The organism is Streptomyces sp. NPDC050743 (genome assembly GCF_044456925.1).
In the GTDB taxonomy this organism is placed as follows: Bacteria; Actinomycetota; Actinomycetes; order Streptomycetales; family Streptomycetaceae; genus Streptomyces.
In genome coordinates this window covers 1-24,895 of the sequence record NZ_JBITGJ010000102.1, presented here as the reverse complement: position 1 = coordinate 24,895, position 24,895 = coordinate 1, and the positions used below count along the sequence as shown (strand labels likewise).

19 protein-coding genes and 1 pseudogene are annotated in these 24,895 nt (G+C 68.3%); 10 read left to right on the top strand and 10 right to left on the bottom strand.

Translation table 11 applies throughout. The features are described 5' to 3' along the window. Positions 1 to 38: 38 nt before the first annotated feature. Both ACIBJF_RS44215 and ACIBJF_RS44210 read right to left on the bottom strand, forming a co-directional pair. A complete protein-coding gene (locus ACIBJF_RS44215; RefSeq protein ID WP_399182925.1) occupies positions 39 to 569 on the bottom strand; it encodes a hypothetical protein in 531 nt (176 codons plus the stop codon). Beyond that, positions 553 to 852: a PAS domain-containing protein gene (locus tag ACIBJF_RS44210; protein WP_399182923.1), complete on the bottom strand. Its 300-nt coding sequence runs from the start codon at positions 850 to 852 to the stop codon at positions 553 to 555. Before ACIBJF_RS44210 ends, ACIBJF_RS44215 begins: the two co-directional genes overlap by 17 nt. Before the next feature lie 686 nt (positions 853 to 1,538). Between ACIBJF_RS44210 and ACIBJF_RS44205 the strand changes: the two genes are divergently transcribed. The 5 genes from ACIBJF_RS44205 (at position 1,539) to ACIBJF_RS44185 (ending at position 6,471) form a co-directional block, all read left to right on the top strand. Further along, positions 1,539 to 1,757: a ferredoxin gene (locus ACIBJF_RS44205; RefSeq protein WP_356309676.1), complete on the top strand. Its 219-nt coding sequence runs from the start codon at positions 1,539 to 1,541 to the stop codon at positions 1,755 to 1,757. After that, positions 1,754 to 3,157 carry an NAD(P)/FAD-dependent oxidoreductase gene (locus tag ACIBJF_RS44200; RefSeq protein ID WP_399182920.1) on the top strand — a complete coding sequence of 468 codons (1,404 nt, stop codon included), beginning with the start codon at positions 1,754 to 1,756 and terminating at the stop codon, positions 3,155 to 3,157. The genes ACIBJF_RS44205 and ACIBJF_RS44200 overlap by 4 nt, the downstream gene beginning before the upstream one ends. 52 nt (positions 3,158 to 3,209) lie before the next feature. Beyond that, positions 3,210 to 4,478: a cytochrome P450 gene (locus tag ACIBJF_RS44195; RefSeq protein WP_399182918.1), complete on the top strand. Its 1,269-nt coding sequence runs from the start codon at positions 3,210 to 3,212 to the stop codon at positions 4,476 to 4,478. Between the two features lie 21 nt (positions 4,479 to 4,499). Next, entirely contained in the window at positions 4,500 to 5,543 is a 1,044-nt protein-coding gene (locus ACIBJF_RS44190) for an NAD(P)-dependent alcohol dehydrogenase (protein ID WP_399182916.1), read from the top strand. A 250-nt stretch (positions 5,544 to 5,793) separates the two neighbouring features. Continuing rightward, positions 5,794 to 6,471 (top strand): HdeD family acid-resistance protein, encoded by a 678-nt coding sequence (locus ACIBJF_RS44185; RefSeq protein WP_399182914.1) that lies wholly within the window; start codon positions 5,794 to 5,796, stop codon positions 6,469 to 6,471. A gap of 664 nt (positions 6,472 to 7,135) precedes the next feature. Here ACIBJF_RS44185 and ACIBJF_RS44180 read toward each other — a convergent pair. Together ACIBJF_RS44180 and ACIBJF_RS44175 are read right to left on the bottom strand one after the other, a co-directional pair. Then, entirely contained in the window at positions 7,136 to 7,537 is a 402-nt protein-coding gene (locus ACIBJF_RS44180; protein WP_399182912.1) for a cation transporting ATPase C-terminal domain-containing protein, read from the bottom strand. A gap of 18 nt (positions 7,538 to 7,555) precedes the next feature. After that, positions 7,556 to 7,747 carry a hypothetical protein gene (locus tag ACIBJF_RS44175; protein WP_399182910.1) on the bottom strand — a complete coding sequence of 64 codons (192 nt, stop codon included), beginning with the start codon at positions 7,745 to 7,747 and terminating at the stop codon, positions 7,556 to 7,558. A 775-nt stretch (positions 7,748 to 8,522) separates the two neighbouring features. On the opposite strand from ACIBJF_RS44175, the gene ACIBJF_RS44170 reads away from it, so the two are divergent. Next, entirely contained in the window at positions 8,523 to 9,626 is a 1,104-nt protein-coding gene (locus ACIBJF_RS44170; RefSeq protein WP_399182908.1) for an AI-2E family transporter, read from the top strand. 352 nt (positions 9,627 to 9,978) lie between these two features. Here ACIBJF_RS44170 and ACIBJF_RS44165 read toward each other — a convergent pair whose 3' ends face one another. After that, positions 9,979 to 12,354, bottom strand: a complete 2,376-nt coding sequence (locus ACIBJF_RS44165) for a SpoIIE family protein phosphatase (RefSeq protein WP_399182905.1) — start codon at positions 12,352 to 12,354, stop codon at positions 9,979 to 9,981. A 155-nt stretch (positions 12,355 to 12,509) separates the two neighbouring features. Next, complete coding sequence (locus ACIBJF_RS44160; protein ID WP_399182903.1) at positions 12,510 to 14,984, bottom strand: SpoIIE family protein phosphatase; 2,475 nt, start codon at positions 14,982 to 14,984, stop codon at positions 12,510 to 12,512. A gap of 382 nt (positions 14,985 to 15,366) precedes the next feature. On the opposite strand from ACIBJF_RS44160, the gene ACIBJF_RS44155 reads away from it, so the two are divergent. After that, positions 15,367 to 16,002, top strand: coding sequence for a TetR family transcriptional regulator (locus ACIBJF_RS44155; RefSeq protein ID WP_399182902.1), 636 nt, complete (start codon positions 15,367 to 15,369; stop codon positions 16,000 to 16,002). Between the two features lie 155 nt (positions 16,003 to 16,157). Here ACIBJF_RS44155 and ACIBJF_RS44150 read toward each other — a convergent pair. After that, positions 16,158 to 16,362: pseudogene (locus ACIBJF_RS44150) on the bottom strand (ferredoxin). Between the two features lie 224 nt (positions 16,363 to 16,586). Between ACIBJF_RS44150 and ACIBJF_RS44145 the strand changes: the two are divergent. After that, positions 16,587 to 18,740 carry a SpoIIE family protein phosphatase gene (locus ACIBJF_RS44145; RefSeq protein ID WP_399182900.1) on the top strand — a complete coding sequence of 718 codons (2,154 nt, stop codon included), beginning with the start codon at positions 16,587 to 16,589 and terminating at the stop codon, positions 18,738 to 18,740. Positions 18,741 to 19,088: 348 nt separating this feature from the next. Here the strand turns inward: ACIBJF_RS44145 and ACIBJF_RS44140 are convergent, their stop codons facing one another. Further along, positions 19,089 to 20,909, bottom strand: coding sequence for a glycoside hydrolase family 15 protein (locus tag ACIBJF_RS44140; RefSeq protein WP_399182898.1), 1,821 nt, complete (start codon positions 20,907 to 20,909; stop codon positions 19,089 to 19,091). Between the two features lie 120 nt (positions 20,910 to 21,029). Continuing rightward, a complete protein-coding gene (locus tag ACIBJF_RS44135) occupies positions 21,030 to 21,611 on the bottom strand; it encodes a TetR/AcrR family transcriptional regulator (protein WP_399182896.1) in 582 nt (193 codons plus the stop codon). Positions 21,612 to 22,087: 476 nt separating this feature from the next. On the opposite strand from ACIBJF_RS44135, the gene ACIBJF_RS44130 reads away from it, so the two are divergent. Further along, positions 22,088 to 22,966 (top strand): pirin family protein, encoded by an 879-nt coding sequence (locus tag ACIBJF_RS44130; RefSeq protein WP_399182894.1) that lies wholly within the window; start codon positions 22,088 to 22,090, stop codon positions 22,964 to 22,966. Positions 22,967 to 22,989: 23 nt separating this feature from the next. Next, positions 22,990 to 24,000, top strand: coding sequence for a glutathione S-transferase family protein (locus ACIBJF_RS44125; RefSeq protein WP_399182892.1), 1,011 nt, complete (start codon positions 22,990 to 22,992; stop codon positions 23,998 to 24,000). 127 nt (positions 24,001 to 24,127) lie between these two features. Here ACIBJF_RS44125 and ACIBJF_RS44120 read toward each other — a convergent pair whose 3' ends face one another. Continuing rightward, positions 24,128 to 24,619, bottom strand: coding sequence for a MarR family winged helix-turn-helix transcriptional regulator (locus ACIBJF_RS44120; RefSeq protein WP_399182890.1), 492 nt, complete (start codon positions 24,617 to 24,619; stop codon positions 24,128 to 24,130). Positions 24,620 to 24,895: the final 276 nt, after the last annotated feature.

Sequence of the window (24,895 nt, the reverse complement as noted above, 5' to 3'; positions counted from 1 at the left end):
GGTGACCAGGACGACAAGAGCCGTATGACCGGAGACGGTCACGTACGGATCTGTGGGAGCCCGGGGGTGAAATCCCCCGGGCCACCCGACTTCGCGAAGGAGAGCGATCGATGAACGAGGTGTACGCGTTCATCGAGGCGGAGAAGACCACCCACCATGTTGCTCTGTTGTGCCGGCTGCTGAAGGCGGCCCGGTCCTCCTTCTACGCGTGGCTGGCCGGCGAGAAGACCCGACGGGCGAAGCAGGCCGCTGACGACGCCCTGGCCCACGAGATCACCGTGCTGCAGCGAGGTGGTCAATCCCAGGGACTGCTGCATCGCCTCCCGGTCCTCGGGGTGGACTCGCGACATGACCTCGGACATGGCCGCAGTGGCCTGTGGATACAGCTCCACCGAGGGGGGCGAGCCACTCATCCACTCAAACAGCTGATCATCGGGTGCATACATCCACAAGGCGAGGTTGTTGGCTTTCGCCGCCATCCGGAAGGGGAGTAGCAGGCTGGTGAGGGCGTTTCGCGCGTCGAGCGCGTGCACCCATACCAGCCGCTTGCCACTAGCGGGATCCTTCACCGGCTGCACCTCGAAACAAGCAGACAACGGATGCTTCGCCCGGCCCGGAGAATGCCAACGCCCGCATCGCGACCGTCTTGCCCGTGGCGACATGGCTCACGAGGTTCTCGGCCGAAAACCTCTGGTCGGCAGGCCACAGATCACCGAAGTTGCGTCCCAGGCACTGCTCCGGCGTCCTGCCCAGCGCCGTGGCCATCGCACCGTTGAGACTGCTGACCACACCATCCAGAGTCAGCAGAGCCGCAGGGTCATCCCCTCGCAGGAGTTCATCCGAGGTATCCATTCATGGCTCCCTGGCGAGTACCACGATACTCTGGGGAAAATGTGTGACCAATCGTTCGCGCACAGTGACGACAGTGGGGATTCGGCTGAAGCGGCGAGAGGTTGCGAGAGGGTGGGAAGCCGGTTGCGATACACCAGGGAAGACCGCAAGCACAATGGCCGCTCTTGCAAGCACCTGCCAGGCAGCACGATTGAGCGCGACCGTGCCGGGAGCGTGCCAGATTGTGCGGGGAACGCTGCGCAGGCGGTCAGGTAGGTTGCCGGCGGCCAGCCGGCAGGCACCAGCAGCTCGAGGACCTCGCGGATCGGCACCCGCCTTCAACGGCTGCAGATATTCCAGGAGTTGGCCACAACATTTGGCCTGGACGCGATGCCAGCCACGGTGGAGGCGTTCAATCGGTGGGCCCTCGCCTCGGCCCGGGTGGTTGCACCTCTGAAGATCGCCCGTGGCACCGGGTTTGCGATCGTCGGAAGGCGGGACGAGTATTTTTTTAGGGCGGAACGGCTGGGTGAACCTCGATGCCGACGCCATCGGATGTGCCTGCGACCTTCGGATCCTGTCGGTCACCAGCAGGAAGCGTCACCGTGAAGGTAGTGCCGTGGCGAAGAAGCTGCTCAGCCGGTGGCGTCGGCCGGGGCGACGGGTGAGCTGTCCAGGTGGGGTGGCAGGTCGGAAGGAGTCTACCCATGCGGATCGCCGTGGACCTGAATCGATGCCAGGGATACGCCCAATGCGTGTATCTGGCGCACGAGGTCTTCAGGTTGAATGGTCAAGAGGCGCTCACATATGAGCCAAACCCCGATGATGAGCGGCGCCTGCAGGTCGAACGAGCCGCTGCGGCGTGCCCCGTGCAGGCGATCGTCATCGACCGCTTGGACGGCGCGGAGCGGGGCGAGACGTCATGACCTTGCATGCAACGGTCGCAGAGCTGGTGCGCGAGTTCAGGGCCAGCGGCCGGATTGTCATCGTGGGTGCCTCTCTGGCCGGGCTTCGGGCCGCGGAGACCCTGCGTGAGGAGGGCTTCACCGGTTCTCTGACCATCATCGGGGACGAGCCGTACGAGCCCTACGACCGTCCCCCGCTGTCCAAGCAGGTACTCAAGGGCTGGGTGCCAGCCGACCACACCAAGCTGCCCCGCATGCGAGAAGTGGATGCGGACTGGCGGCTCGGGGTGGCCGCCACCGGGCTGGACCGGGTCACCAAGCAGGTGCGCCTGGCCGACGGTCAGCAGGTCCCGTACGACCGGTTGCTGATCGCCACGGGCACCCGCGCACGCCAGTGGCCGAACCCGGTCGAGGCCGCCCTGCATGGGGTCCATACCATTCGCTCGCGTGATGATGCTGCGCAGCTGCAGAAGGCATTGGCTGAGTCCCCGTCGCGGGTCCTGGTCATCGGCGCCGGGTTCATCGGATCGGAAGTGGCCTCTGTCTGCCGGGAGCTCGACGTCCCGGTGACCGTCGTCGAGCGGGGTTCGGCGCCGCTGGTCGGCGCGCTCGGCGGGGTGATCGGCGAGATTGCTGCGCAGATGCAGCGTGATCACGGCGTGGACCTGCGCTGCGGGCTGGGCGTGTCGTCACTGGAGGGTGACTCCGGCGGGCACGTGCGGCGTGCGCATCTGTCCGACGGATCCACCGTCGAGGCCGATGTGGTGGTGGCCTCGCTGGGGTCGATCCGCAACGTGGAATGGCTGGAGGGCTCCGGGCTGGCGGCCGGTTTCTGGGGCGTCGGGTGCGACGCCGGCGGTCGGGCCTTCGACATCAACGGCGTGGTCACCGACAGCATCTTCGTGGCAGGTGACGTGGCGCGTGCGCCGCACGTGCTGTACGAGTACCAGTTCCTCGCGATGGAGCACTGGGACAACGCCGTTTTCGGCGCCGAGGTCGCCGCCCACAACATGGTGAACCTCGAGCCCCACTATCGCCCGCAGCTGCTGCTGCCCGGCTTCTGGTCTGGTCAGTTCGGCGTCAACATCAAGTCCGTCGGCGTGCCGCCTTTCGGCGACGAGATCGTCTTCACGCAGGGATCCGTCAAGGAACGCCGTTTCGCCGCCGCCTACGGTCACAGGGGCCGCATTGTCGCCGCCGTCACCTTCGATCACGGCAAGTGGCTGGAGCACTACGCGAGGCTGATCGAGCGATCTGGTCCGTTCCCGCCTCCGCCGCCGGGCTGGGACCGGCCCGACGACATGAAGCCGATCCCGGCCGAGTTCCCGGAACCCGGCGTCCCGACGGCGATCCCCGACGTCGTCCTGACCGGCCATGCCCCGAGCGAGCGGACGGCCGAGTTCCTGCCTCGCCGACGCTGACGCCCGCCGGGTCGAGCGTGCGAACAGCACAACAGGAAGGAAGGGGCGTCTCATGGTCGAGGAAACCCCCTGGCAGCAGGCCCTCCGCTATGCCAACCGCGCCAATCCGTATCCCTTCTACGAGGAACTGCGCAAGACACCGGTGGCGCGGCAGCCGGACGGAACCTATGTCGTCAGCACCTACCGGGAGATCGTCGCGCTGCTGCACGACCCCCGTGTCAGTTCGGATCTACGAAAGCGTCCCGTCCCGGCCGCGGCCGGGACGGAGGGCTCGGCGGAGCCGGTGGCCGAGCCGATCAGGGCGGTGCTGACCGAGCCGAACATCATCACCTGCGATCCGCCCGAGCACGATCGGGACCGCCGGATGATGGTGCCGCATTTCGTCGGCCCGCCCCACGCACCTCACGCTATCTCCGACCTGGAGCCCGAGATCCGCCGCATCGTCGATGGTCTCCTGGACGACATGAGGGGCAAGACCCGGATCGATGCCGTCGACGAGTTCGCCTATCCCTTGCCGGTGACGGTGATCTGCAAGATTCTCGGCGTGCCGATGGAGGACGAGTCACGCTTCCACCAATGGGTGGAGACGGCCCTGGACGCTTTGGACTTCGGTCCCGAAGCCGCCTCCGAAGAGATCCGGAATCGGCAGGCCGGGGGCCGCCAGGCCGTGGGGGAGTTCGGGCAGTTCGCAGCCGATCTGCTCGACCGGTACGCCCGGCAGCCCGGCCCGGGCATGCTCTCGGCGATGGTGAACGAGGACGGCCCGGAGGGACGGATGTCCAAGGGCGTGCTCGTGAGCAACGCCCTGCTCCTGATCTTCGCGGGACACGAAACCACGGTCAATCTCATCGCCCACAGCGTCCTCACCCTGCTGCGCCACCCCGACGCGCTGGAGAAGCTGCGCCGCCGCCCCGAGCTGATCGTGCCCGGGGTGGAGGAACTGCTGCGCTTCGAGTCGTCGGTGCAGTTCTGGCACACCCGCTCCGCCGTGGAAGACATCGACATCGCCGGCACCACCATTCCGAAGGGGGCGCCGATCTTCCTGGCGTACGGCTCGGCGAACCGCGACCCGGAACGGTTCACCGACCCCGACGAACTCGACCTCGAACGCCCCGACAACCAGCACCTCGGATTCAGTCAGGGCATCCACTTCTGCTTCGGCGCCCCGCTCGCCCGGCTTGAGGTCCAGGTCGCGGTCGGTGAGTTCGTCCGCCGGGTGCAGAACCCCCGGCTCGTCGAGGACCCGCCGCCGTACCGGCACAACCAGATCTTCCGCGGCCCGCGCCACGTCCTGGTCGACATCGACGGCATCCGCGACTGACCCGGTGTGTAAAGGATCGCTATGCGGGCTTTTCAACTCGTCGGCTGGGGACAGCCGCCCGAGCTGCGCGAGGTGCCGGTGCCCGAGCCCGGGCCGGGGCAGGTCTTGGTGAAGGTCGGGGGTGCCGGTGCCTGCCACTCCGATCTGCACATCATGCAGGCACCCGCACCGCTGCCCGGCTTCACGCATCCGCCCTTCACGCTCGGCCATGAGAACGCGGGGTGGGTGGAGCGACTGGGGCCGGGTGTCACCGGGTTCGCGCCGGGAGACCCCGTGATTGTTTACGGCTCCTGGGGCTGTGGGGTGTGCGCCAACTGCCGTCAGGGCCGGGAGAACTACTGCCAGGACCTCGGTGGTCAGGGACCGGGCCTGGGAGGCGGTCACGACGGCGGCATGGCCGAGTACCTGCTGGTCCCGGCGGCGCGCTACCTCATTGCGCTGGGCACCCTCGACCCTCGCCAGGCCGCCCCGCTCAGCGACGCCGGACTGACCAGCTATCACGCTGTCAGACGGTCGCTGCACCTGCTGGGACCGGGCGCGACCGCCGTCGTGATCGGGGCCGGCGGCCTGGGCCAGATGACCATCCAGATTCTGCGCGCGCTCAGCGCGGCGACCACCGTCGTCGCCGTGGACACCGACGTCGGCAAACTGGAAACCGCCAAGCGCATGGGGGCCGACGAGGCACTGCTCTCGGGCGACGAGACGATCGCGCGCATCAAGGACATCACGGCGCAGCAGGGCGCTCAGCTCGTGCTGGACATGGTCGGCATAGACCCGACCCTGCGGATGGCTGCACAGGTGGCCAGGACGCTCGGCCACCTGACCATCGTCGGCCTCGGCGGAGGAGCCCTGCCCGTCGACTTCTCCAGCCCGCCGCACGAGTGCTCGGTCGCCTCGCCCTACTGGGGCTCCCTCCCCGAACTCATGGAAGTGATCACCCTCGCCCAGCAGGACAAGATCAAGATGCTGGTCGAGCACTTCCCCTTGCAACGCGCCGGCGAGGCCTACCAGCTCCTGCACGAGGGCAAGATCCAAGGACGGGCCGTCATCACCCCCCGCGCGTGAGTACCGACGTGTCAACCCGAACGGGACAGCAGGACATGTGCTGTGGCCGCGGGAGTGGGGCGGCCCGGGGAAATCCACCCTGGGCTCCCGCCGAGGGTGTCTCCCGGTGAGCAGGCCGGACCAGGTTGTTCGTGGAAACCTCATGCGCCCCGAACCCTCGACCCTCCCCACCGAGCAGCATGAGGCCGATCGGGTGACGATGGAAGTGTACGGATTGCGACGACGCTGCTCCGAGACGGAGGCAAGTGCCATGACAGCTCCCTCACATTCCTCCGGCCCCGTTCCCCCCCGCGGCACCGAGCCGCAAGAGGGCCCCCTGGCCGAAGGCATGGCCGCACTGGCGAACCTGGGCTGGCAGTTCCTGCTCACCATGGGCCTCGCCACCATCGCCCTGGGCGTCATCGCCCTGGTCTGGCCGGGCGAGACGCTTCGCGTCGTCGGCGTGCTCTTCGGCGTCTACCTGCTGGCCACCGGTGTCTTCCAACTCGCCGCCGCGTTCGGCACCCACGTCCCCCGGCACCTTCGCGTACTGCACTTCATCACCGGCGCGGCCTCCATCCTGCTGGGACTGATCTGCTTCAGGGGCACCCTCGAGTCGATCTTTCTGCTCGCCCTGTGGATCGGCTTCAGCTGGCTTCTGCGGGGCACTCTGGAGACGGTTGCCGCGGCCTCCGATCAGGCCATGCCGGCGCGCGGCTGGCACGTGGCCTTCGGCATCATCGGCACTATGGCCGGCATCGTGATGATCATCATGCCGTTCGCATCCATCGCGACACTCACACTGGTGGTGGGCGTCATGGCCATAGTTCTGGGCCTGACCGAGGTGGTCCGCGCTATCAGGACACGCGTCGAGATCGGCCATCTCGCTCCCGGCACGGCCACCCAGCGGCGCCCTCTGTTCCACGCGCGTGCGCACCCCCAGCACTGATCGGCTGGCGGGGGCGTTCTCGGGTATTGGCTCACCAGGGCCGTACTCACGTACCGCCCGAGTCAGAGGAGTGGAGAAGTCGTCCACGATGTGACCACCACGGCGGCGGCGTCGGAGCTGCGCGGATCAGGGACCCAGCGCGCTGGGCATTCCTGCTCGGGCTGCTGGCTCAAGGAGCCACTCAAAGACTGCTGAGGCCTTGGGGTACGAGTACCGCGTCGAACTCCTCCCCGTCCCGGCCACAAAAAGCGCGAATAGCGTATGAGCGGCTCGAGTGACACGGGCAGGCTCGGCGAGCATGCGTCTGTTGGGTCTGCCTTGCGAGGGAGGATCACCGACTGCGTCGGCCGTAGAAGCCCGACCAGCCGGAAAATGCCGAGTCGCACGGCGGACGGATGCGGGATTCCGGCGGATCAGGCAGATGGGGTCCGAGGAGCGGGGGAGGGGGGAGACACGGTCGTGCCCGTCGGGTGCGGACCCTTCACCGGCGGACGGCGGAGGGCTTGCCGGTGCGGCAGGCGAGTGACGGTGCTGAACCGTGCTGCGCGGCGGCGCAAATGCCGGTGGCCACGAGTGGGTTCGGGGCGAGCGGGTGACTGTGGGGTCCGGTAGAAGATCCGTTTGCCGAGCTCGACGAGGAGCAGGTAGACGACGACCATGGCGGCTACCGCGGCGAAGAAGGCTGGCGGTAGGGGCTGGAAGCCGAGGACATTCGCGAGGGAGTGGTCGGCAGGGCGGCGCCGAGGGCGACGACTCCCAGCGCGGTCAGTGTCAGAGGCAGGCTGGGACGACTGCGCCAGAACGGCATGCGGCGGGTGCGGATGGCGAAGATCACCAGGGTCTGTGTGGCGAGGGACTCCACGAACCAGCCGGTGTGGAACTGGGCGGCGTCGGCGTGGAAGACGCCCAGCATCACGGCGAAGGTGACGAAGTCGAACAGGGAGCTGATCGGCCCGAAACAGATCATGAACCGCCGGATGAGGGCGATGTCCCAGTGCGCGGGCCGCCGCACCTGCTCCTCGTCGACCTCGTCGGTGGGGATGGCGAGCTGACTGGTGTCGTACAACAGGTTGTTGAGCAGGATCTAGGACGGCAGCATCGGCAGGAATGGCAGGAACAGCGAGGGTCCGGCCGCGCTGAACATGTTGCCGAAATTGCTGGACGTGCCCATCAGGACGTACTTGATCGTGTTGGCGAAGATGCGTCGCCCCTCGGCGACCCCGTCCGCCAAAACCCCGGCGCACATCACAGGCGACAGCGGGGCTGCCGCGATCACACCCGCAGCTGGCGGCGCCGCCGTCCCCCACCGGGCCGACGCTCCGCGGTCCCACGTGTGGCCACCGCCACCATGACACTTCCTTCGAAGTTGCGGCCTACGGCACCAGCTTGCAGCGGGGCCTGAGCATCCGCACCTGGGACGTAGGTGGTCGACCCGCCACCGTCGTTGATCCACCATGCCATGGACGGGTCCCCGCAACGCGTCCACCGCCGCCGCCGGACCCCCGCCTCTCCCATCCTGCGTGCCCCGGGGTCGGACGGTCCACGGATCAGGATGTGGATGAGCCACGAAAGCACGCTCACACAGAGGGTTCGCTACCGCTCCCACTGCACGGCATCAGCCACCAGGCCAGCGCCTGGGGTGATGAGCGGCAAGCCCTTGAAGTGCTCCGTGGCCTGCTCGGTCGAGACGTTCAGGTGCTGACCAACATGGGGACGATCTCCTACCGTGGTGCCCACTTCAGCCGCGGCGTACAGATGAGAGCTCGGGGCCTTCCCCAGCGCCAGCCGTTCGAGGCGGCCAATGCGCAAGGCGTGATCGGCCTCCCAGCGGTTGGTGCCAGCGCCGTGGCCGGACTCGGCCGCCTCGGCGGCGATCCGTGGGGGACGGCCGAGGCATCCGCTGGTTGGTCCACCTACTCCCATATCGGTTGGCGGAGACTTGACGCAGCCCGTTTCAGAGGCCGGCACGTGTGACAACGTCGGGAGATCACGTCTCGCCGGGCGAGGAGGCCTCCTCGTTTCCCGAGACTGCGGATGGGCACCCAGTGCCCATGGCGACGCGTCCGGTTCCGGTGCGAACCATCCTCGCCACCATCGGTCTGGTACTCGCCACCTACGTCGTACTCGAGTTGGTGGTTCAGGCTCGTCGGGTCTTGATCTGGGCGGTCATCGCGTTGTTCTTGGCCGTCTCCCTTTATCCCGTGGTCGAGGCGCTGCAGCGACGGGTGCCGCGGTGTCGACGGTCGGTGGCCACCTTGCTGGTCTTTCTGGCTGCGGCCGCGGCCGTTGGCGCGGTGATCGCCCTGTTCGTGATCCCCCTGGCTCAGGAGGGAAGCCGGTTCGCCGGTCGTCTGCCCGCGATGATCAGGGACGCCCGGGCCGGCCGCGGGCCAGTCGGTGACCTGCTGGAGCGGACCCACGCTCTGCGGTATGTCCAGCGGCATCAGGCGCAGATTCACGCGTTCGCCACCGGGCTGAGCAGGCCTGCCTTGAAGTTCATCCGCAGCGCTGCGACCACCGTGACAGGCGCTCTCACCATTTTTGTCCTGGCCTATCTGATGGTGTTGGAGGGCCCCAAGGCCATAGAGCGGTCCCTGGCGCTCGTGGACGAGGCGCCCGCGGCCCGCATACGGCGCGTCGGAGCCGAGTGCGCCCGTACTGTCAACGGCTACCTGACCGGAAACTTGCTGATCAGCCTCATCTGCGGGCTCCTGACCTACGTGGTGCTGCTGGTTTCCGGAGTGCCGTTCGCCGGCCTGCTGGCCCTCTTCGTCGCCGTGACCGACCTCATTCCCTTGGTGGGGGCCACCATAGGGGCTGTCGTCGCCTCCTCCGTAGCGTTCGTTCACTCCTTGCCGGCCGGCATCGGAGCCATCGTCTTCTTCATCGTCTACCAGCAGGCCGAAAACCACCTCCTGCAACCGGTCATCCTGTCTAGAACGGTCAAACTCAACCCCCTCACCGTGCTGCTGGCCATCCTGATCGCCGCCGAAGTCGCCGGGATACTCGGTGCCCTGCTGGCGATTCCCATCACCGGCATCATCCAAGTCGTCCTCGGTGACATCTGGGCTCACCGCGGCGGTCGGCGGCTAGGGCTGCCGATGCGGGCAGACAACAGCCCCGAGAACGCCGACCGGTCCGACGCCGCCGAATAGGCAGCGAGGAGTTGTCCCAGGTCGGAGACTCCGCCTTTCGCCGTCAGGTGATGGCATGCTTTCTCGGCAACGGACTGGGCGGAGCAGTATGTGGGTCTTGAGTAGCGTTTGGGTGGCTCGCCGTCGACTTGCTCAGCGCCGGAAGCCGACTCCGTCGCCCTGACGGAGCACAGGTGGGCGCCGCGGGCGCCCGCGGGGAACGTCGGTGAGCCGCCGGAGACTCGCGGATCATGTTTTGCCAGGTCAGGACGACTGTTCCTACGGATCCTCCAACCAGGTACCGAAGCAACGTGAGTGGATGTTGCACCGTCATCCGCTGCCGTACCACCTCACAGCTACGAACAAGCTCCCATCAGCACGAGCGCTCAATGGGCTGCTCGGCCCAGATCGTCTTGCGGTTCTGACCATGGCGGCAGCCCCAGCGCTCGGCGAATTGGGCGACGAGAAACAGGCCGCGCCCTCCCTCATCGGTGGTGCAGGCACGGCGCAGGCGGGGCTGCGTGCTGTTGGAGTCGGTGACCTCGCAAACCAGAACATTGTGGCGGATCAGCCGCAGCTCCGCCGGCAGTCGGCCGTAGCGGATCGCGTTGGTCACCAGTTCGCTGACGATGAGCTCGGTGGTGAAGACGAGGTCTTCCAGCCCCCACCTGGTGAGTTGGCGGGTTGCCCATGCACGGGCCTGGGAGACGGCGGCCGGATCGGCCGGGATCTCCCAGTGAGCGGTGTCCTCCGCCGGCACGGCGCGGGTGCGGGCCAACAGCAGGGTGGCCTCGTCGCGCCGCGTCTGGTTCCGCAGGTTGGCGAGGACGGCCCGGCTGGTCGCGTCCAGAGCGCGGTCCGGACGGCAGGACGCGGCGAGGGCGTCCTCCAGGCACTGGAGCCCTTGGTCGATGTCGCGGTCGCTCCGTTGGATCAGGCCGTCGGTGCAGAGCGCGAGGACGCTGCCCGGCTCGATCTCGATCGTGGTGGTCTCGTACGGCATGCCGCCTATGGCGAGTGGCGGCCCGGGGCAGATGTCGACGGTCTCGGCGGTCCCGTCGGGCCGGACCAGGACGGGTGGCGGGTGTCCGGCACTGGCCATGGTGCAGCGCCGGGTGATCGGGTCGTAGACCGCGTACAGGCATGTGGCGCCGAGGACGTCGTGGTGGTCGGGTGGGGCTTCGGCCACGAGGCGCTGGACCAGGTCCGCGATTCGGGTGAGTAGCTCGTCCGGTTCGAGTTCGAGGTCGGCGAGGGTCTGGATGGCGGTGCGCAGACGGCCCATGGTGGCGGTTGCGGCCATGCCGTGGCCGATGACGTCCCCGGCGACGAGGGCCAGCCGGAGAGAAGGCAGGGCGATGGCGTCGTACCAGTCGCCGCGGATTTCCGCTCCGCCGCCTGTGGCCAGATAGATACCGGCGGTCTCGGCGGCCGCAGTGTCGGTCGTGGCCGGCGGAAGAAGGCGCTGCTGCAGCGCCACGGCCGCCCGGTGTTCCCGCGTGTAACGGCGGGCGTTGTCGACGGCGAGCGCCGCCCCCGAGGCGATCTGCGTCATGAGATTCGCTTCGTCCTCGGTGAACGGTTCGGACCGGCCGCAGCGCCAGATCGATATGCAGCCGAGTGTGAGGCCGCGGGCGTGCAACGGTGCCACCAGCACCGAGTGGCCTCCTTGCGGGATGACGAATTCGACGAGTTGCGGATCGCCGAGTGCAGCACCGTAGTCGTCCGCGCCGAGGACGAGGGTCTCGCCCAGCTGGAAGCCGCGCAGGAGCGGGTGATGGGGAAACGGCGGGAAGAGATCGCCGCGCTCCGTACGGGCAGTCCACACCGCCCCGGCCGGCGCCAGGGCCGCGGTGCGCAGACCGAGATCTCCACCGCCCAGCTGCTTCGGCGGCTCCTCCCCGTCGAACACGGACTGTGCAAGGTCGACGGTGACGAGATCCCCGAAAGCGGGCACGAGCACGTCCGCAAGTGCTCGTGCGGTGCGCACGACGTCCAGGAAACCTCCCACACGCTCGGCCACCTCACGGGTGAGGTCCAGATGACGGCGAGCCCGCACATCGGGGCTGTCAACGTACAGGGCCGCGACCCCTGCGGGACGTCCTCGCGCGTCCTCCAGACGGAAGGCGGACAGCGACAGGGCCCGCCGCTGCTCCGGATCGTGCCGCCAGCTCACGTGCTGGCTCCTGCGGATCACCGGGGCGCCCGTCTGCAGCACCTGGCGCAGTACTGCCTCGAGGTTCTCTGCATCCTCGGCACAGAGCACGTCGCACAGCCGAGTACCGGGCTGTACTCGATGGCCGTCGGGAGTGTCCAGCGTGGCGTTCGTCTGCACCGTGGTCAGATCCGTGTCGTGCAGAGCGATGGTGACCCGGCTCTGTGAGGACAGTGCGCGCAGGAGTGCTGCGCCCTGCTCGTGGTGGACGACGTGGTGGGCAGGCGCCGCCAGGACAAGGAACTCCGCGGGGCCTTCCATCGCAGAGATCCGGAAGGTGACATCGATGGTGCCGCCGGACCGGTGCCGCAGCCGCGCCTGGCCGCATGCCGGCATCTCCGCGACAGCGCGCAGTTCGTCGGGGAGTTCGGTCACCAGGTCCTGTATGGGGCGGCCGCACACCTCTTCGGCCGGGAACCCCGTCAGGTGTTTTGCGGTCCCCGTCCACCGCAGCACCGTGCCCCGGTGATCGAGCACGGCGGCTGCCACGCCGTCGAACGGGTACGGCCTGTCGTTTGCGCCAGGACCTGGCATGAGCCTCGGCCCTTGGCCTTCATGCGGCGAATCGTTGTTCTTGACGTCTTCGGTGCCCATGTTCGTACCTTCTTTTTCGGAGACCGCGTGCCAGCAGATCGGCATCCTCGGGCGGTTGCTGACCAGCCGGGTGGCCAGTGCCGCCGCTCGAAGCGTCACCGTGTGGCGACTGTGGGGGCCAGGTCCTGTTCGGCCCAGACGACCTTGCCGTCCGAGGCGGAGCGCGAGCCCCACCTGCGGGACAGGTGAGCGATGAGGACGAGACCGCGACCGTTCTCGTCGAAAGCGCTCGGATGCCGAGGGCGTGGGTGGCTGGTGCTGGTGTCGGAGACCTCGCAGGTCAAAACCTGATGTTGGATGAGCCGTAGGCGGACCGGACCGCCGCCGTAGCGGATGGCATTGGTGACCAGTTCGCTGACGATCAGCTCTACGGTGGCCTTGAGATGCTCCATCCCCCATGTGCTGAGCTGACAGGAGACCAGGCGCCGAGCGGTGCGAACCGCGGCTGGCTCGTTCGGCAGATCCCAGGACGCGACCCGGGCCGGCTGAAGTGCGCGGGTCCGCGCAAGGAGCAAGGTGACGTCGTCGGAGTGCGTCCGTGCCGGCAAGGTCTCGACCACTTCCGAGCACAGGTCCTCCAGGGAACGGCCCGATTGTGCCAAGGCCGCGCCCAGGCGGCCCATGCCGACATCGAGGTCGTCGTCGCGGGACTCGACCAGGCCGTCGGTGTAGAAGGCGAGGACACTTCCTTCGGGCAGTTCCAGTTCCACGGACTCGAAGGCGAGCATCCCGAGGCCGAGGCCGAGCGGGGCACCGGCGGGCATGTCGGGGAAGGCGGCATGACCCTGCGGGTCGATGATCGCGGGCGGGGGGTGCCCGGCCCGCGCCATCGCGCACCGCCGGGTGACCGGGTCATAGACGGCGTACAGACAGGTGGCGCCCACCACCGCGGGGACCTGGTCGGGGGCGTCGTCGTAAACCCCGTTCTCGTCGTTCAGCCGCTGGACCGTGTCGTCGAGGTGCGCCAGCAGTTCGTCGGGGGGCAGATCCAGGTCCGCGAGCGTTCGCACGGCGGTGCGGAGTCTGCCCATGGTCGCCGCTGCGTTGATGCCATGTCCGACTACATCGCCGACGACCAGGGCCACCCGGGCGCCGGACAGCTCGATCACATCGAACCAGTCGCCTCCCACGCCGTGGTCCATGTCGGCCGGCACGTAGCGCGAGGCCACCTCGACGGCGGCGCCGCCTCGGACACGGTGGGGGAGCAGGTCGCGCTGGAGGGTGAGGGCTGCGGCGCGTTCGCGCGCGTACTGCAGGGCGTTGTCCAGGCACAGCGCGGCCCGGGTGACGAGTTCCTCGGCGAGCAGCAGGTCGTCCTCCTGGAACGGCTTCGGCTCCTCGGAGCGGCTGAAAAGCGCCAGTCCCAGCACGCAGCGCCGCGCCCGGATGGGTACGACCATCAAGGAGTGGACCCCGCTGTCACGGACCTTCTGCGCTCGCGTGGGGTCGTGGTGGACCCACGGGCCGAGATGAGCGTCCATGTCCAGCACCGGTACCAGGTGAGACCTGCCCGTGCGCAGCACGTGGGCGAAGGACGAAGCCGGGTGGACGTGGATCACCTCTTCTCGCACCCACGGCAACTCCGGGACATGTGGGTCGATGGTGGCCAGACCGGCACGGCGGAGCAGTGGGGTGCGGCCGCTCGTCGTGCCGATCGGTGTCGAGGGCTCCACGCCGAAGGGAACCGACTCCACGAGGTCGACGAGGGCGTGGTCGGCCAGCAGGGGCACGGTGAGGGCGGCCAGTTCCTGGCCGGTCTGCATGACGTCGAGGGTGCTGCCGATACGCGTGCTGGCTTCGCTGAGGATGGCAAGGCGTTCGCGTGCCCGTCGGTTGCCGGTGACGTCCACGCTCATGGAGCACACCCCCAGTGCCGTGCCGTCCGCGTCCTCGAGGCAGAAGAACGAGGCCGAGAACACGCGCTCCCGGCGCCTGTCCGCCGGCGGCCATGCCCGGTACTCGTGGACCATGGTGGCGCCGCTCTCCAGCACCTGCCGCATCACCACCTCGAGCGCTTCGGCCTCAAAACCGGGCAGCGAGTCCTTCAGGCGGCGTCCGAATCGGCGGTCACGAGGAATTCCGTCGTGGTGCTCCACGGCGTCGTTCACCCACCTGCAGCGCAGCTGCAGGTCACGAACGACGATGCCGATCGGTGCGTGGGTGAGCAGCGACTCGCGAAGCAATCCGTTCACCGCTCCCGAGGAGAGCGCGCCTATGTCGGTCACCGATACCAGCCACCGATGGCTCCCGTTCTCTCCCCACAGCAACGAGACCCGCAGAGTCAAGGTGAGCGTATGGCCGTCGCGGTGGCGGACCGTCATGGTGCCGGACCAGCCGCCTTGGGCACGGCACTGCTCGGCGACCGATGTGGCCCTCTTGGCGTCATCGAAGGGCCGCAGTACGTGTGCCGCGGACCGGCCCACCACATCCCTGGCGGAGTATCCGACCAACTGCTGGGCGGCCTGCGTCCACCCGACCACCGTCCCCTCCGCATCGATCATGGCTATCGCCGCGTCGGGTGCCTCGCTCGGCCTCACCGGCTCGACGAGTTTCGATTGATTCGTATTCATTGCGGTTCATCCCTTCCTGCGCGTGGGTTCGGGCAGTGATGGCGTGCGGTGTGGTACGCCGATCCGCGGGACGGCAGCGGCGGCAGGCGAGCACGGTGTGTCGAATCAGGGCTCAGACCGACCCTCCTTGTGGCGTGCCGGAGGTGGGGTAATTCGCCCATATAGTCGCTAAGGACTACAACCACGACATCTCTGTCTATGTTAGGCTATTTCTGATGAAAGCATCACCCATGACAGCTTCATCGTCAAGGGAATCGCAGAATTGATCAAACAATCACATATGCAGACGGGGCCACCCCAGGCTGAGGGGGTGTCGACCGTGGGGCGGCCGGGCCTGTCAATGCAATGAGGAAATTGTCAGAACTGCTGCTATCTGGGGAGCGTGCCCATGTCAGTTCCACTCGGCAATCGATTCGAACGCCGTCGCACCGAGACCCGGCAGGCACTCGTCCGCGCGGCGCGGGAGATCCTGGCGGAGTCCGGCGACACCAGCGCCAGCATCCGGGCCATCGCGGAGCGCGCGGACGTCGGGTTCGGCTCCTTCTACAACCACTTCGGCTCCAAGCCGGAGCTGTTCGATGCGGCCGTCCACGATGCAATGGAGGAGTTCGCCCAAGCCATCGACCAATGCCTGTACGGCGTCGACGATCCCGCCGAACGCCTCGCCGGGGGTCTGCGGCTCAGCGCGCTCCTGGCCGAGTCGCACCCGGAGATCATGCGGATCCTGTGCCACAGCGAGCTCGGCCGCATATGCGCCGGCAGCGGACTGGCTCCCCGTGCCAGGCGCGACCTGGAACAGGGCATCGCCGCAGGCCGCTTCACGGTACTCGACCCGGGCATCGCCCTGTCCACGCTCAACGGCAGCCTGCTGGCGCTTCTGGAGCTGTGGTTCAGCAAGCCCGAGGCCGATATCGAGCAGGCCGCAGGCACCATGGCCGAGATGCTCCTGCACATGCTCGGGCTCTCCCCGGCCGAGGCCCGCGAAGTTGCCCGGGGCCTCCTTCCCGCTGCCGCGTGACGAGCCACAAGGTCCGACCGCGCGCCGCGCGGTGGCGGACCGGGGACGACTGCGTACCGCTCGCAGAGCAGGTGAAGACCTCCTCGCGCAGCGCCTCCGCGGCCGTCAGCCCGGCCAGCGACGCGCCGACGATGACGATACGGCCATGCCGCGGATCACCGGGCACCACCGCTCACCTCCTCATCGAGGAGGATGGCGTGGACCGGGCACGCCGCCGCGGCTTGGCGTACGCGCTCCAGCTGATCCTCGACAGCGGCTGGGCCGTACAGCAGGCGCCTCCTCCCCGTGCAGCTGGAACACCTCCGGCACGAGGAAAACGCACTGTGCGTGACCCTGGCAGCAGGTGAGGTCCACGACGATCTGAGGCGTACGGGGTCCCTCTTCCTTGCTACACCCGTGTCACATCGGGTGCTCGGCCAGCCGCTCCTTACCGCAGCAGCCCACGCCGTGGCTCCGCCCGGGCAGCATCATCGTGGGGGCGGGGGACCTCCCTGGCCATCCATGGCTTCGCAGGAGGCAGTAAACCCGCATCGCCCCGCCTATCATGCAGAGAGGCGGACGACTCCGCGAAGCGAGCGCAGCGGATGGCCAGTGGCGAGGACCTGCAACCCGCTGCCGTCCGGGAGCTGCTGGATCAGACAGTGGCCTGGACGGTGGCCGGCATGGGTGCGCACGCGGGGGCGCTCTTCCTGCTCGAGCCCGGCGGTGAGGTCCTGGTCCTCGACGCGAGCGTCGGGATGCCCACCGGGTTCGTCGGTCTGCTGCGTCGCCTACAGGTGGCTGGCGTAGCCGACAGCCCACTCGCCGAAGCGATTCTGCAGCGGCATCCGGTGTGGGTCGGTTCCGGTGAAGAGTTCGCCTGTCGTTATCCCCAGCTGGCCCTGACTTTCCCGTTCGTGGGCGCCGTCGCGGCGGCCCCGCTCGTGGCCGGCTCCCGCGTGTGGGGCGCCGTGCTGGTGCTGTTCTCTCGGAAATCGCCCGCGCCGGATACGCGCGCACAGGGCCGGTTGACCACCGCGGCCCGCTGTATCGCCGTGCTCCTGCGGGACGCCGCCGAGGCCGGGCACAGCTTGCAGCCCGGGCTTGCGGCGCGTCTGCTGCCGCCGGCGCCCGCGTATCCCTCGGCACCGGCTCACGCTCGGGCCGCAGCGGACTTCGTAGCCGCTCTTCCCGAAGGGGCGTGCCGACTCGACATGCGGGGGCGGATCACCTTCGTCGACCACACCGCGGCCGATCTGCTGGGCGAGAGCATCCCGCGTCTGCTGGGCGCCCGGGTGTGGGAAGCCGTGCCGTGGCTGTCTCCCGCGCCGTACCGACTGCGGTGCCAGGCCGCACTCGTGAGCCAGCTCCCGACGTCCTTCACGGTGAGACAGCCTCGTACCGGCGGAGAGCTGCTGTTCCAGCTGTACCCGGACCGCACCGGTTTGAGCCTGCGTATATCCGCTGCTATCGACGCCACCCACAGCCCGGATGAACTGGCCGTCGGTGCCGGGCCGGCGCCCGGCTCCGCTGGCCTTGACGCCCACTACCACATGATGCGGCTCTCCGGCGGCCTGGCCGCGGCGGCGTCCGTCGACGAGGTCGTGGACCTGGTGGCCGGCCACCTTCTGGTCGCCCTGCACGCGCAGGCCTTCGCCTTGCTGGTCGCGGAGGCGGGCCGGGTACGGGTCGTCGGCCACCATGGCTTCAGCCCTGAGCTGGTCGACCTGGTCGACCACGCCCCCCTCGCCTCCGACCTGCCGCTCCCAGGGCTGACCACCGGGGCACCGTTGTGGGGGCTGACCCAGGGGGTGCCGTCCTTCTTCGCCGACCGGGCCGAGCTCCGTGCGGTTTATCCCGAGAGCGCGGCCATCGACGACGATCTGGGTGCGTGGGCATGGCTGCCGCTCATGGCCTCCGGACAGTACTTCGGAGTCTGCGTGGTCGGCTACCGGCGACCCCGCTCCTTCACGTTGCAGGAGCGCGCCATCCTCACCGCCATCAGTGCCCTGATCTCCCAGTCCCTGGACCGAGCGCGGCAGTACGACGCGAAGCACCAGCTAGCGGAGGGCCTCCAGGCCGGCCTCTTGCCCCGTACTCTGCCGGCGATGCACGGCCTGGACGTGGCCGCCCGCTATCTGCCCGCCAGCCACGGCATGGAGGTGGGCGGCGACTTCTACGACCTGATCCGCCTGTCGGACACCGAGGCCGCCGCCGTCATCGGAGACGTGCAGGGCCACGGTGTCAGCGCCGCGGGCCTGATGGGCGAGGTGCGCACCGCGGTCCACGCCTACGCCGTAGCGGGCGCAACCTCGGGCGAAGTCCTGGCTCGCACCAATCACTTGTTCAACGACCTCGACCCCGGCCTGCTCGCCAGCTGCCTGTACGCGCACGTCGATCCGGTCCGCCACATAGCCCAGTTGTCCACTGCGGGCCACTGCCCGCCCCTGCTGCGCCGCCCCGACCTGCACACCGACATCCTGGCAGCACCGCCAGGTCCTCTGTTGGGCGTCGACCCCGCGGCGGAGTACCCCACCGCGGACATCCCGCTGCCGCCGGGCACCCTCCTGGTCCTCTACACCGACGGACTCATCGAAACCCCCGGCACGGACCACGACACCGCCCTCACCGGCCTGGCGGCAGTCCTCTCCGAAGCCACCGGCCCGCTGGACAACATCGCCGACACCCTTGTCGCTCATGCCCAGCCGGCGGGCGATCGTTCCGACGACACCGCTCTGCTGCTTCTGAAAGCCTGTTGAGGCGGGCGGGCCGGAGCCGGATTGCTTTGACTCCGGCCCGCGTGAGCGAGAGTCCCCTGCACCGCCGTCCACCCTGGGCGCTCGCGCTCCATGCGATGTATGGAAGTCCAGACTTCCGTATCCACGCACGCTCAGCGCTCGGTCGTCAGCGTCAAGGCCGACGACTACCGCTGGGACAACGGCGTCGCTACCTGCGCAACGTCGAAGAGGGCTACTGCTGGGACGGGAACCGCGGCTGGCACTACTGCTGGACCGGATACCGCGGCCGGGGGCACGGCGACCGCTTCACGGATGCGGCCCGCTACGTCCAACCAAGCCTGAAGCCGGACCGGCTGTGGCTGTGGCGGGTCAACCCAGAGCGCGGTCAAGGTTGAAGGCGGCGCTGATGAGGGCCAGGTGAGTGAAGGCCTGAGGAAAATTGCCCAACTGCTCACCCGTGTGACTGATCTCCTCGGCGTACAGGCCGACATGGTTGGCATAGGTGAGCATCTTCTCGAAGGCCAGGCGCGCTTCGTCCAGGCGTCCGGCGCGGGTGAGTGCCTCGACGTACCAGAAGGAGCAGATGGAGAAGGTGCCCTCGTCGCCTTCAAGGCCGTCGGGGCTCGCCTCGGGGTTGTAGCGCCAGACCAGGGAGTCGGAGACCAGTTCGTTGCCGAGGGCATCGAGGGTGGACAGCCACACGGGGTCGTGGGGAGCGATGAACCTGGTCAGCGGCATCATCAGCAGTGCCGCGTCCAGTACCTCGCCGCCCTCGTACTGTACGAACGCCTGCCGGGTGGGCGACCAGCCATGGTCCATGATCCGCCAGTAGATCGTGTCCCGGACCGGGCCCCAGCGGTAGAGCTCGGCGGGGAGGCCGCGGTGCAGGGCGATGCGCATGGCGCGGTCGATGGCCACCCAGCACATGAGGCGGGAGTAGACGAACTTCTTGCGTCCTCCGCGGGTCTCCCACACACCCTCGTCCGGCTGGTCCCAGTGCTCGCAGACCCAGTCCACCAGCTCGCACGCCGCGCGCCACTGGCCGCTGGTCAGGGGCTGGCCCCACATGTCGTAGAGGTACGCGGAGTCGAGCAGGGCGCCGTAGATGTCGAGCTGCAGCTGAGCGGCGGCGTCGTTGCCGATCCGAACGGGCGCCGAGCCGCGGTAGCCCTCCAGGTGGGAGAGCTCGCACTCGGGCATGTCGGCGCGACCGTCGATGCCGTACATGATCTGCAGTGGTCCGGAGGGGCCCGGGCGCCGGTCGATGTGGTGGGTGAGGAAGCGGATGAACGCCTCGGCCTCCTCGGTGAAGCCGAGCCTGAGCAGCGCATAGACGGCGAACGCCGAGTCGCGGATCCACGTGTAGCGGTAGTCCCAGTTGCGTCCGCCACCGAGCTGTTCGGGCAGGCTCGTGGTGGGCGCTGCCACGATGGCGCCGGTCGGAACATACGTGAGCAGCTTGAGGGTGAGTGCCGAGCGGTGCACCATCTCCCGCCAGCGGCCCCGGTAGCGTGACTGCTGCAACCAGCGCCGCCAGAAGGCGACCGTGGCGGTGAACTCCGACTCGGCCTCGGCCGACGTGCAATCACGCGGCGGGGTCTCGCCACCGACCCGGTCGAGGACGAAGACCGCCGTCTCCCCCTGTGCGAGGGCGAACTCTGTACTCACGTCATACCCGTCGCTCTCCAGCGGCACCGTGGCGGCCAGCGTCAGCGATAGCTCCTCGGACGTGAACAGGGCGGCCTGGCCAAGCATCCGCACGGTGTGCGGGTGGGCGCCGTAGCCGAACCGGGGGGCCACGTGGGCCCGGAAGGGGATCCGTCCGCGGACGCACAGCACGCGCCTGATCAGCCTGTGACGGTCGGCGTCGGCGGCGTCCCCCACCGGCATGAAGTCCTGGATCTCCCCGAGACCGTGCTCGGTGAAGAACCGAGTGATCAGCACATTGGTGTCGGGGAAGTAGAACTGCTTGTTGCCGGCCGGAACGGCGGGGGACAGCTCGAAGGAACCGCCCCGGTGCGCGTCCAGGAGGGCGGCGAACACGCTCGGGGAGTCGAAGGAGGGGCAGCAGTACCAGTCGATGGTCCCGTCCGTTCCCACCAGGGCCGCCGTGCGCAGATCCCCGATCAGGCCATGATCAGCGATCGGCAGGTATCGGGCGGACGTGCGCTGGGTCAGGGCTCCGGACATGGCAGAGACCTTCCTTTGTCCTGCCTCTACTGTGTCCCTTTCGGATCGCGGCAGCATCAGGTGGGGCCGGCTGGGCATTGCAAGGCCACGCACCGGCCGCCGCCGATCCGCCCCTCTCCGTCACGCCCCCTCGCGGATCCGCGCGACATGGCTCTCCACGCCGACGATCGCCGCGTCCAGCGCACAGCCGAACATCGTGTCGATCATGTCCTGCGACGGCGGGGACGGGTCTTCCCCGTCTGGGCCGGCCGGTGCCGGCGGCAAAGTGGACCAGCGCTGCAGTGCTCCGGTCAGCTCGCCGACCAGCAGCCCCGTGAACACTGCGCTCAGGGTCGCGGCCGTGCGCGGGATCTCCGACTCCGGCAGTCCCGCAGCGGACAGGATGTCGACGATTCCCTGCCAGAAGGGATCCTCCGGCTGAATGTAGTCGGGACGCGCGAACGAGTAACCCATCAGTTTCGGGTGTCGGAGCGACAGTTCGCGGAAGTCCAGTGCCAGTTCGCGCAGGCGGTCCTGCCAGGGAATGTCTTCCCGCTCGCCCGCGCGGAACTGTGAGCCGACGCGCTGGGCAACGCCGCGCAGCACGGCGTCCTTGTTCGGTACGTGGTGGTACAGCGACATGGGGTTCGCGTCGAGCGCGGCCGCGAGTTTGCGCATGGTGAGCGCCTCCACCCCGTCGGCGTCGATGAGCTGCAACGCCATGGCGTAGATGCCGTCCCTGGTGAGCGGTACGTCCCTCTTTCTCGTCCCCCGGGGGGCCCTTCGTCGAGTTTCCATACGGCGTATGGTACCACTGGAGGAGGCTCAGCAGGTGCCTCACGCTGGTCCCGAGCATTCACCGGCTGCCAGGCGGCCTGGCCTCACCCGTTCGGGGCGGCCGGGCGGACTGCCATGTCTTGACGCCCTGACTTCTTCGTCCCGCATGGGGTCCGGGTGGTGATCTTGCCTGCGAGGATGGCGTTTTTGCTTGTCAGGGGCGTGGCCCCGATGGTTCTCGCGTGGCGAGGAAGGGGCTCCGGCAGCGGGTCGGCTCCCAGAGTGCGCCGCCGTAAAGCGTCGCGCACGCCTGCACAGTGTCCACCGTCACACCCTGTCGCGAGACACGGGAGCCCGAACGGAATAGGAGACACGGCAGAAGTTGTTGCAACAGATACTTGGCATCAAGAGAAGGGACGGCCATGTCCGAGACAACCCACATGGTGAGCAGCACAGACCGCAGGTGCTCGCCCCAGCGCATCGGCGGCGTGCTGCACAAGGGGCCGAGCGAGCAGGTCGACGACTCGGCCTTCGTCCTCGCGCCGCAGGACCTCAAGCAGTCGGACCCGTTCGTCCTCCTGGACCAGGCGTGGTTCTCCGAGGTCGGCTTCGACTGGCATCCCCATCGCGGTTTCGAGACCGTGACCCTGGTCGTCGACGGCCACCTGGAGCACCACGACAACGCGGGCGGCCACGGAGTCCTCGGTCGGGGCGACGTCCAGTGGGTGACCGCCGGCCGCGGGGTGATCCATGCCGAACTGGCCTACAAGCGTGCACCGGTGCAGACCCTCCAGCTCTGGCTGAACCTGCCGAGGAGCAAGAAGATGGTCGCGCCCGCGTACCAGAACCTCCGGGCGGCCGAGGCACCGGTGGTGACCGGCCCCGGAGCGGAGGTCCGGGTGTTCGCCGGCGAGATCAACGGAGTGCGCGGCAACGCGCGGCTGACCCACCCGGCCACCATGGCGCACGCTCGCTACGAGGCGGGCGGGAGCTTCGTCCACGAGATCCCCGGCGACCACAACGGGTTCCTCTACGTCGTCTCCGGGTCGGTTCTGGTCGGCCCGGACAGGATGCCGGTGGAGGGTTCCCACACCGCCTGGTTCCCGCCGGGCGACCCGGGCCTCACCGGGATCGAGGTGCGCGCGACCTCCGACGCCGAGGTCGTGATGTACTCCGGGCTGCCCATCGAGGAGCCGGCCTTCGCCTACGGGCCGTTCGTGATGAACAACCGTGCCGAGGTGGTCCAGGCGATCGAGGACTACCAGCGCGGGGCGTTCGGCCCCATCCCCGCCGGACACTGACCACCTACCGGGACGAGGCCATCATGACGAGCATCACCACCACGGAGGACGGCGAGTTCGTCCGCTCCTCCAGTCACTTCGACGACCGGATCACCGCCGACGGCTCCTCCCCGTGGCCGGTCGAGGCGGGCCGCTACCGGCTCGTCGTCAACCTCGCCTGCCCCTGGGCCAGCCGCGCGCTGGTGACACGGCGGCTTCTGGGTCTGGAGTCGGCGATCTCCGTGGGTGTCACCGACCCCATCCAGGACGAGAAGAGCTGGCGGTTCACCCTGGATTCCGGGGACCGCGACCCCGTGCTCGGCATCCGCTACCTGTACGAGGCGTACCAGGCGGCCGAACCGGGCTACACGGGCGGGGTGAGCGTCCCGGCGGTCGTGGACATCCCCAGCGGCAAGCTGGTGACCAACGACTACCCGCAGATCACCCTGGACCTGGCCACGCAGTGGAAGGACCACCAGCGGCCCGGCGCCCCCGACCTGTATCCGGAGCACCTGCGGGAAGAGATCGACGAGGTCAACGAGGCGGTCTTCCGCGACGTCAACAACGCCGTCTACGAGGCCGGTTTCGCACAGAACCAGGCGGCGTACGCCAAGGCGTACGGGAAGCTGTTCACCCGGCTCGACCAGTTGTCGGAGCGGCTGGAGACGCGCCGGTACCTCGTGGGCGACACCATCACCGAGGCGGATATCCGACTGTTCACGACCCTGGTCCGCTTCGACGCCGCGTACCACGGCCACTTCAAGTGCAACCGGAACAAGCTGACCGAGATGCCGGTCCTGTGGGCCTACACGCGGGACCTCTTCCAGACCCCCGGGTTCGGCGACACGGTCGACTTCGGCCACATCAAGGAGCATTACCACCGGGTGCACACGGAGATCAACCCGCTTGGCATCGTGCCCGAGGGCCCGGACCTGACCGGTTGGTCCACTCCGCACGGACGTGAGGCGTTGGGCGGCCGCCCCTTCGGCGAAGGGACATCGCCGACGCCGATGCCGGAAGCGGTGGGGCGGGCGTACCCGGCCTTTCACGGCTGACAGCTGCCCGGCCGTCCTTCCCGATCCGCACGGTCAGGCTCCCGCATCCCACTGTCCGGGACGCGGGAGCCGGACCCGCAGCCTCAAAGCGCGCCACTCGTCCAACCCGGTCCGACAATGCCTGGGGTCAGTCGCTTGCTTCAGGCTCCGGGGCAGAGGGCAGCCGGGCCATAAAGCTCTGTACGGCGTCGAGTTCCGTATCGGGCAGCAGTGCCCCGAAATGCCGCTGCACCCCGTCGAGGTGGGTGACGGACGCCTCGCGCAGCAGGGCGAGTCCTTTGCGGGTGAGGACCGCGTGGACGACCCTGCGATCCTGCGGTGAGGGCTGGCGGTCCACCAGCCCGGCGGCGGTCATCCGGTCCAGCAGGCGAGTGGTGCCGCTGGTGGTGTACAGGAGGGCCTGGGAGACCTCGCTCATCCGCATGCGCCGGCCGGGCGCCTGGGCCAGGTGGTGGAGCACGTCATACTCGGCCATGGACATGCCGTGCATCTGCTGGAGTTCCTGTTCCAGTGTGGCCATGATCCGGCTGTGACCGAGGAGGAAGTCCGTCCAGACCGCAAGCCGCCGCTCGTCGGGGCGTTCGAACGGCGGTTTGTGCGGAGCGGATCTCTTGGTCACAGGCACAGGTTAGGGGAGGAGTCCCCGGCCAGGGCGGTGACCCCGACGCGGCGTTGGCACCCGGCCCATCTCGCACCCTTGCTCTTGTCCTGCGGACCGCGGGGCGATCATCCGAACGAGGCTGGTACGCGAGGAAGTTCGAGCGGCAGCCGTGTCCTTCGGTTTGGGAATCGCTTCTGATCTTGAGATTAAACCCCGGCAAGATCATTTCTTGTCGGGGTTCATCGTTCTCCTGCCGACAGGCACGGCCACCCGCGACCCTTCGGAGTGCTGAAG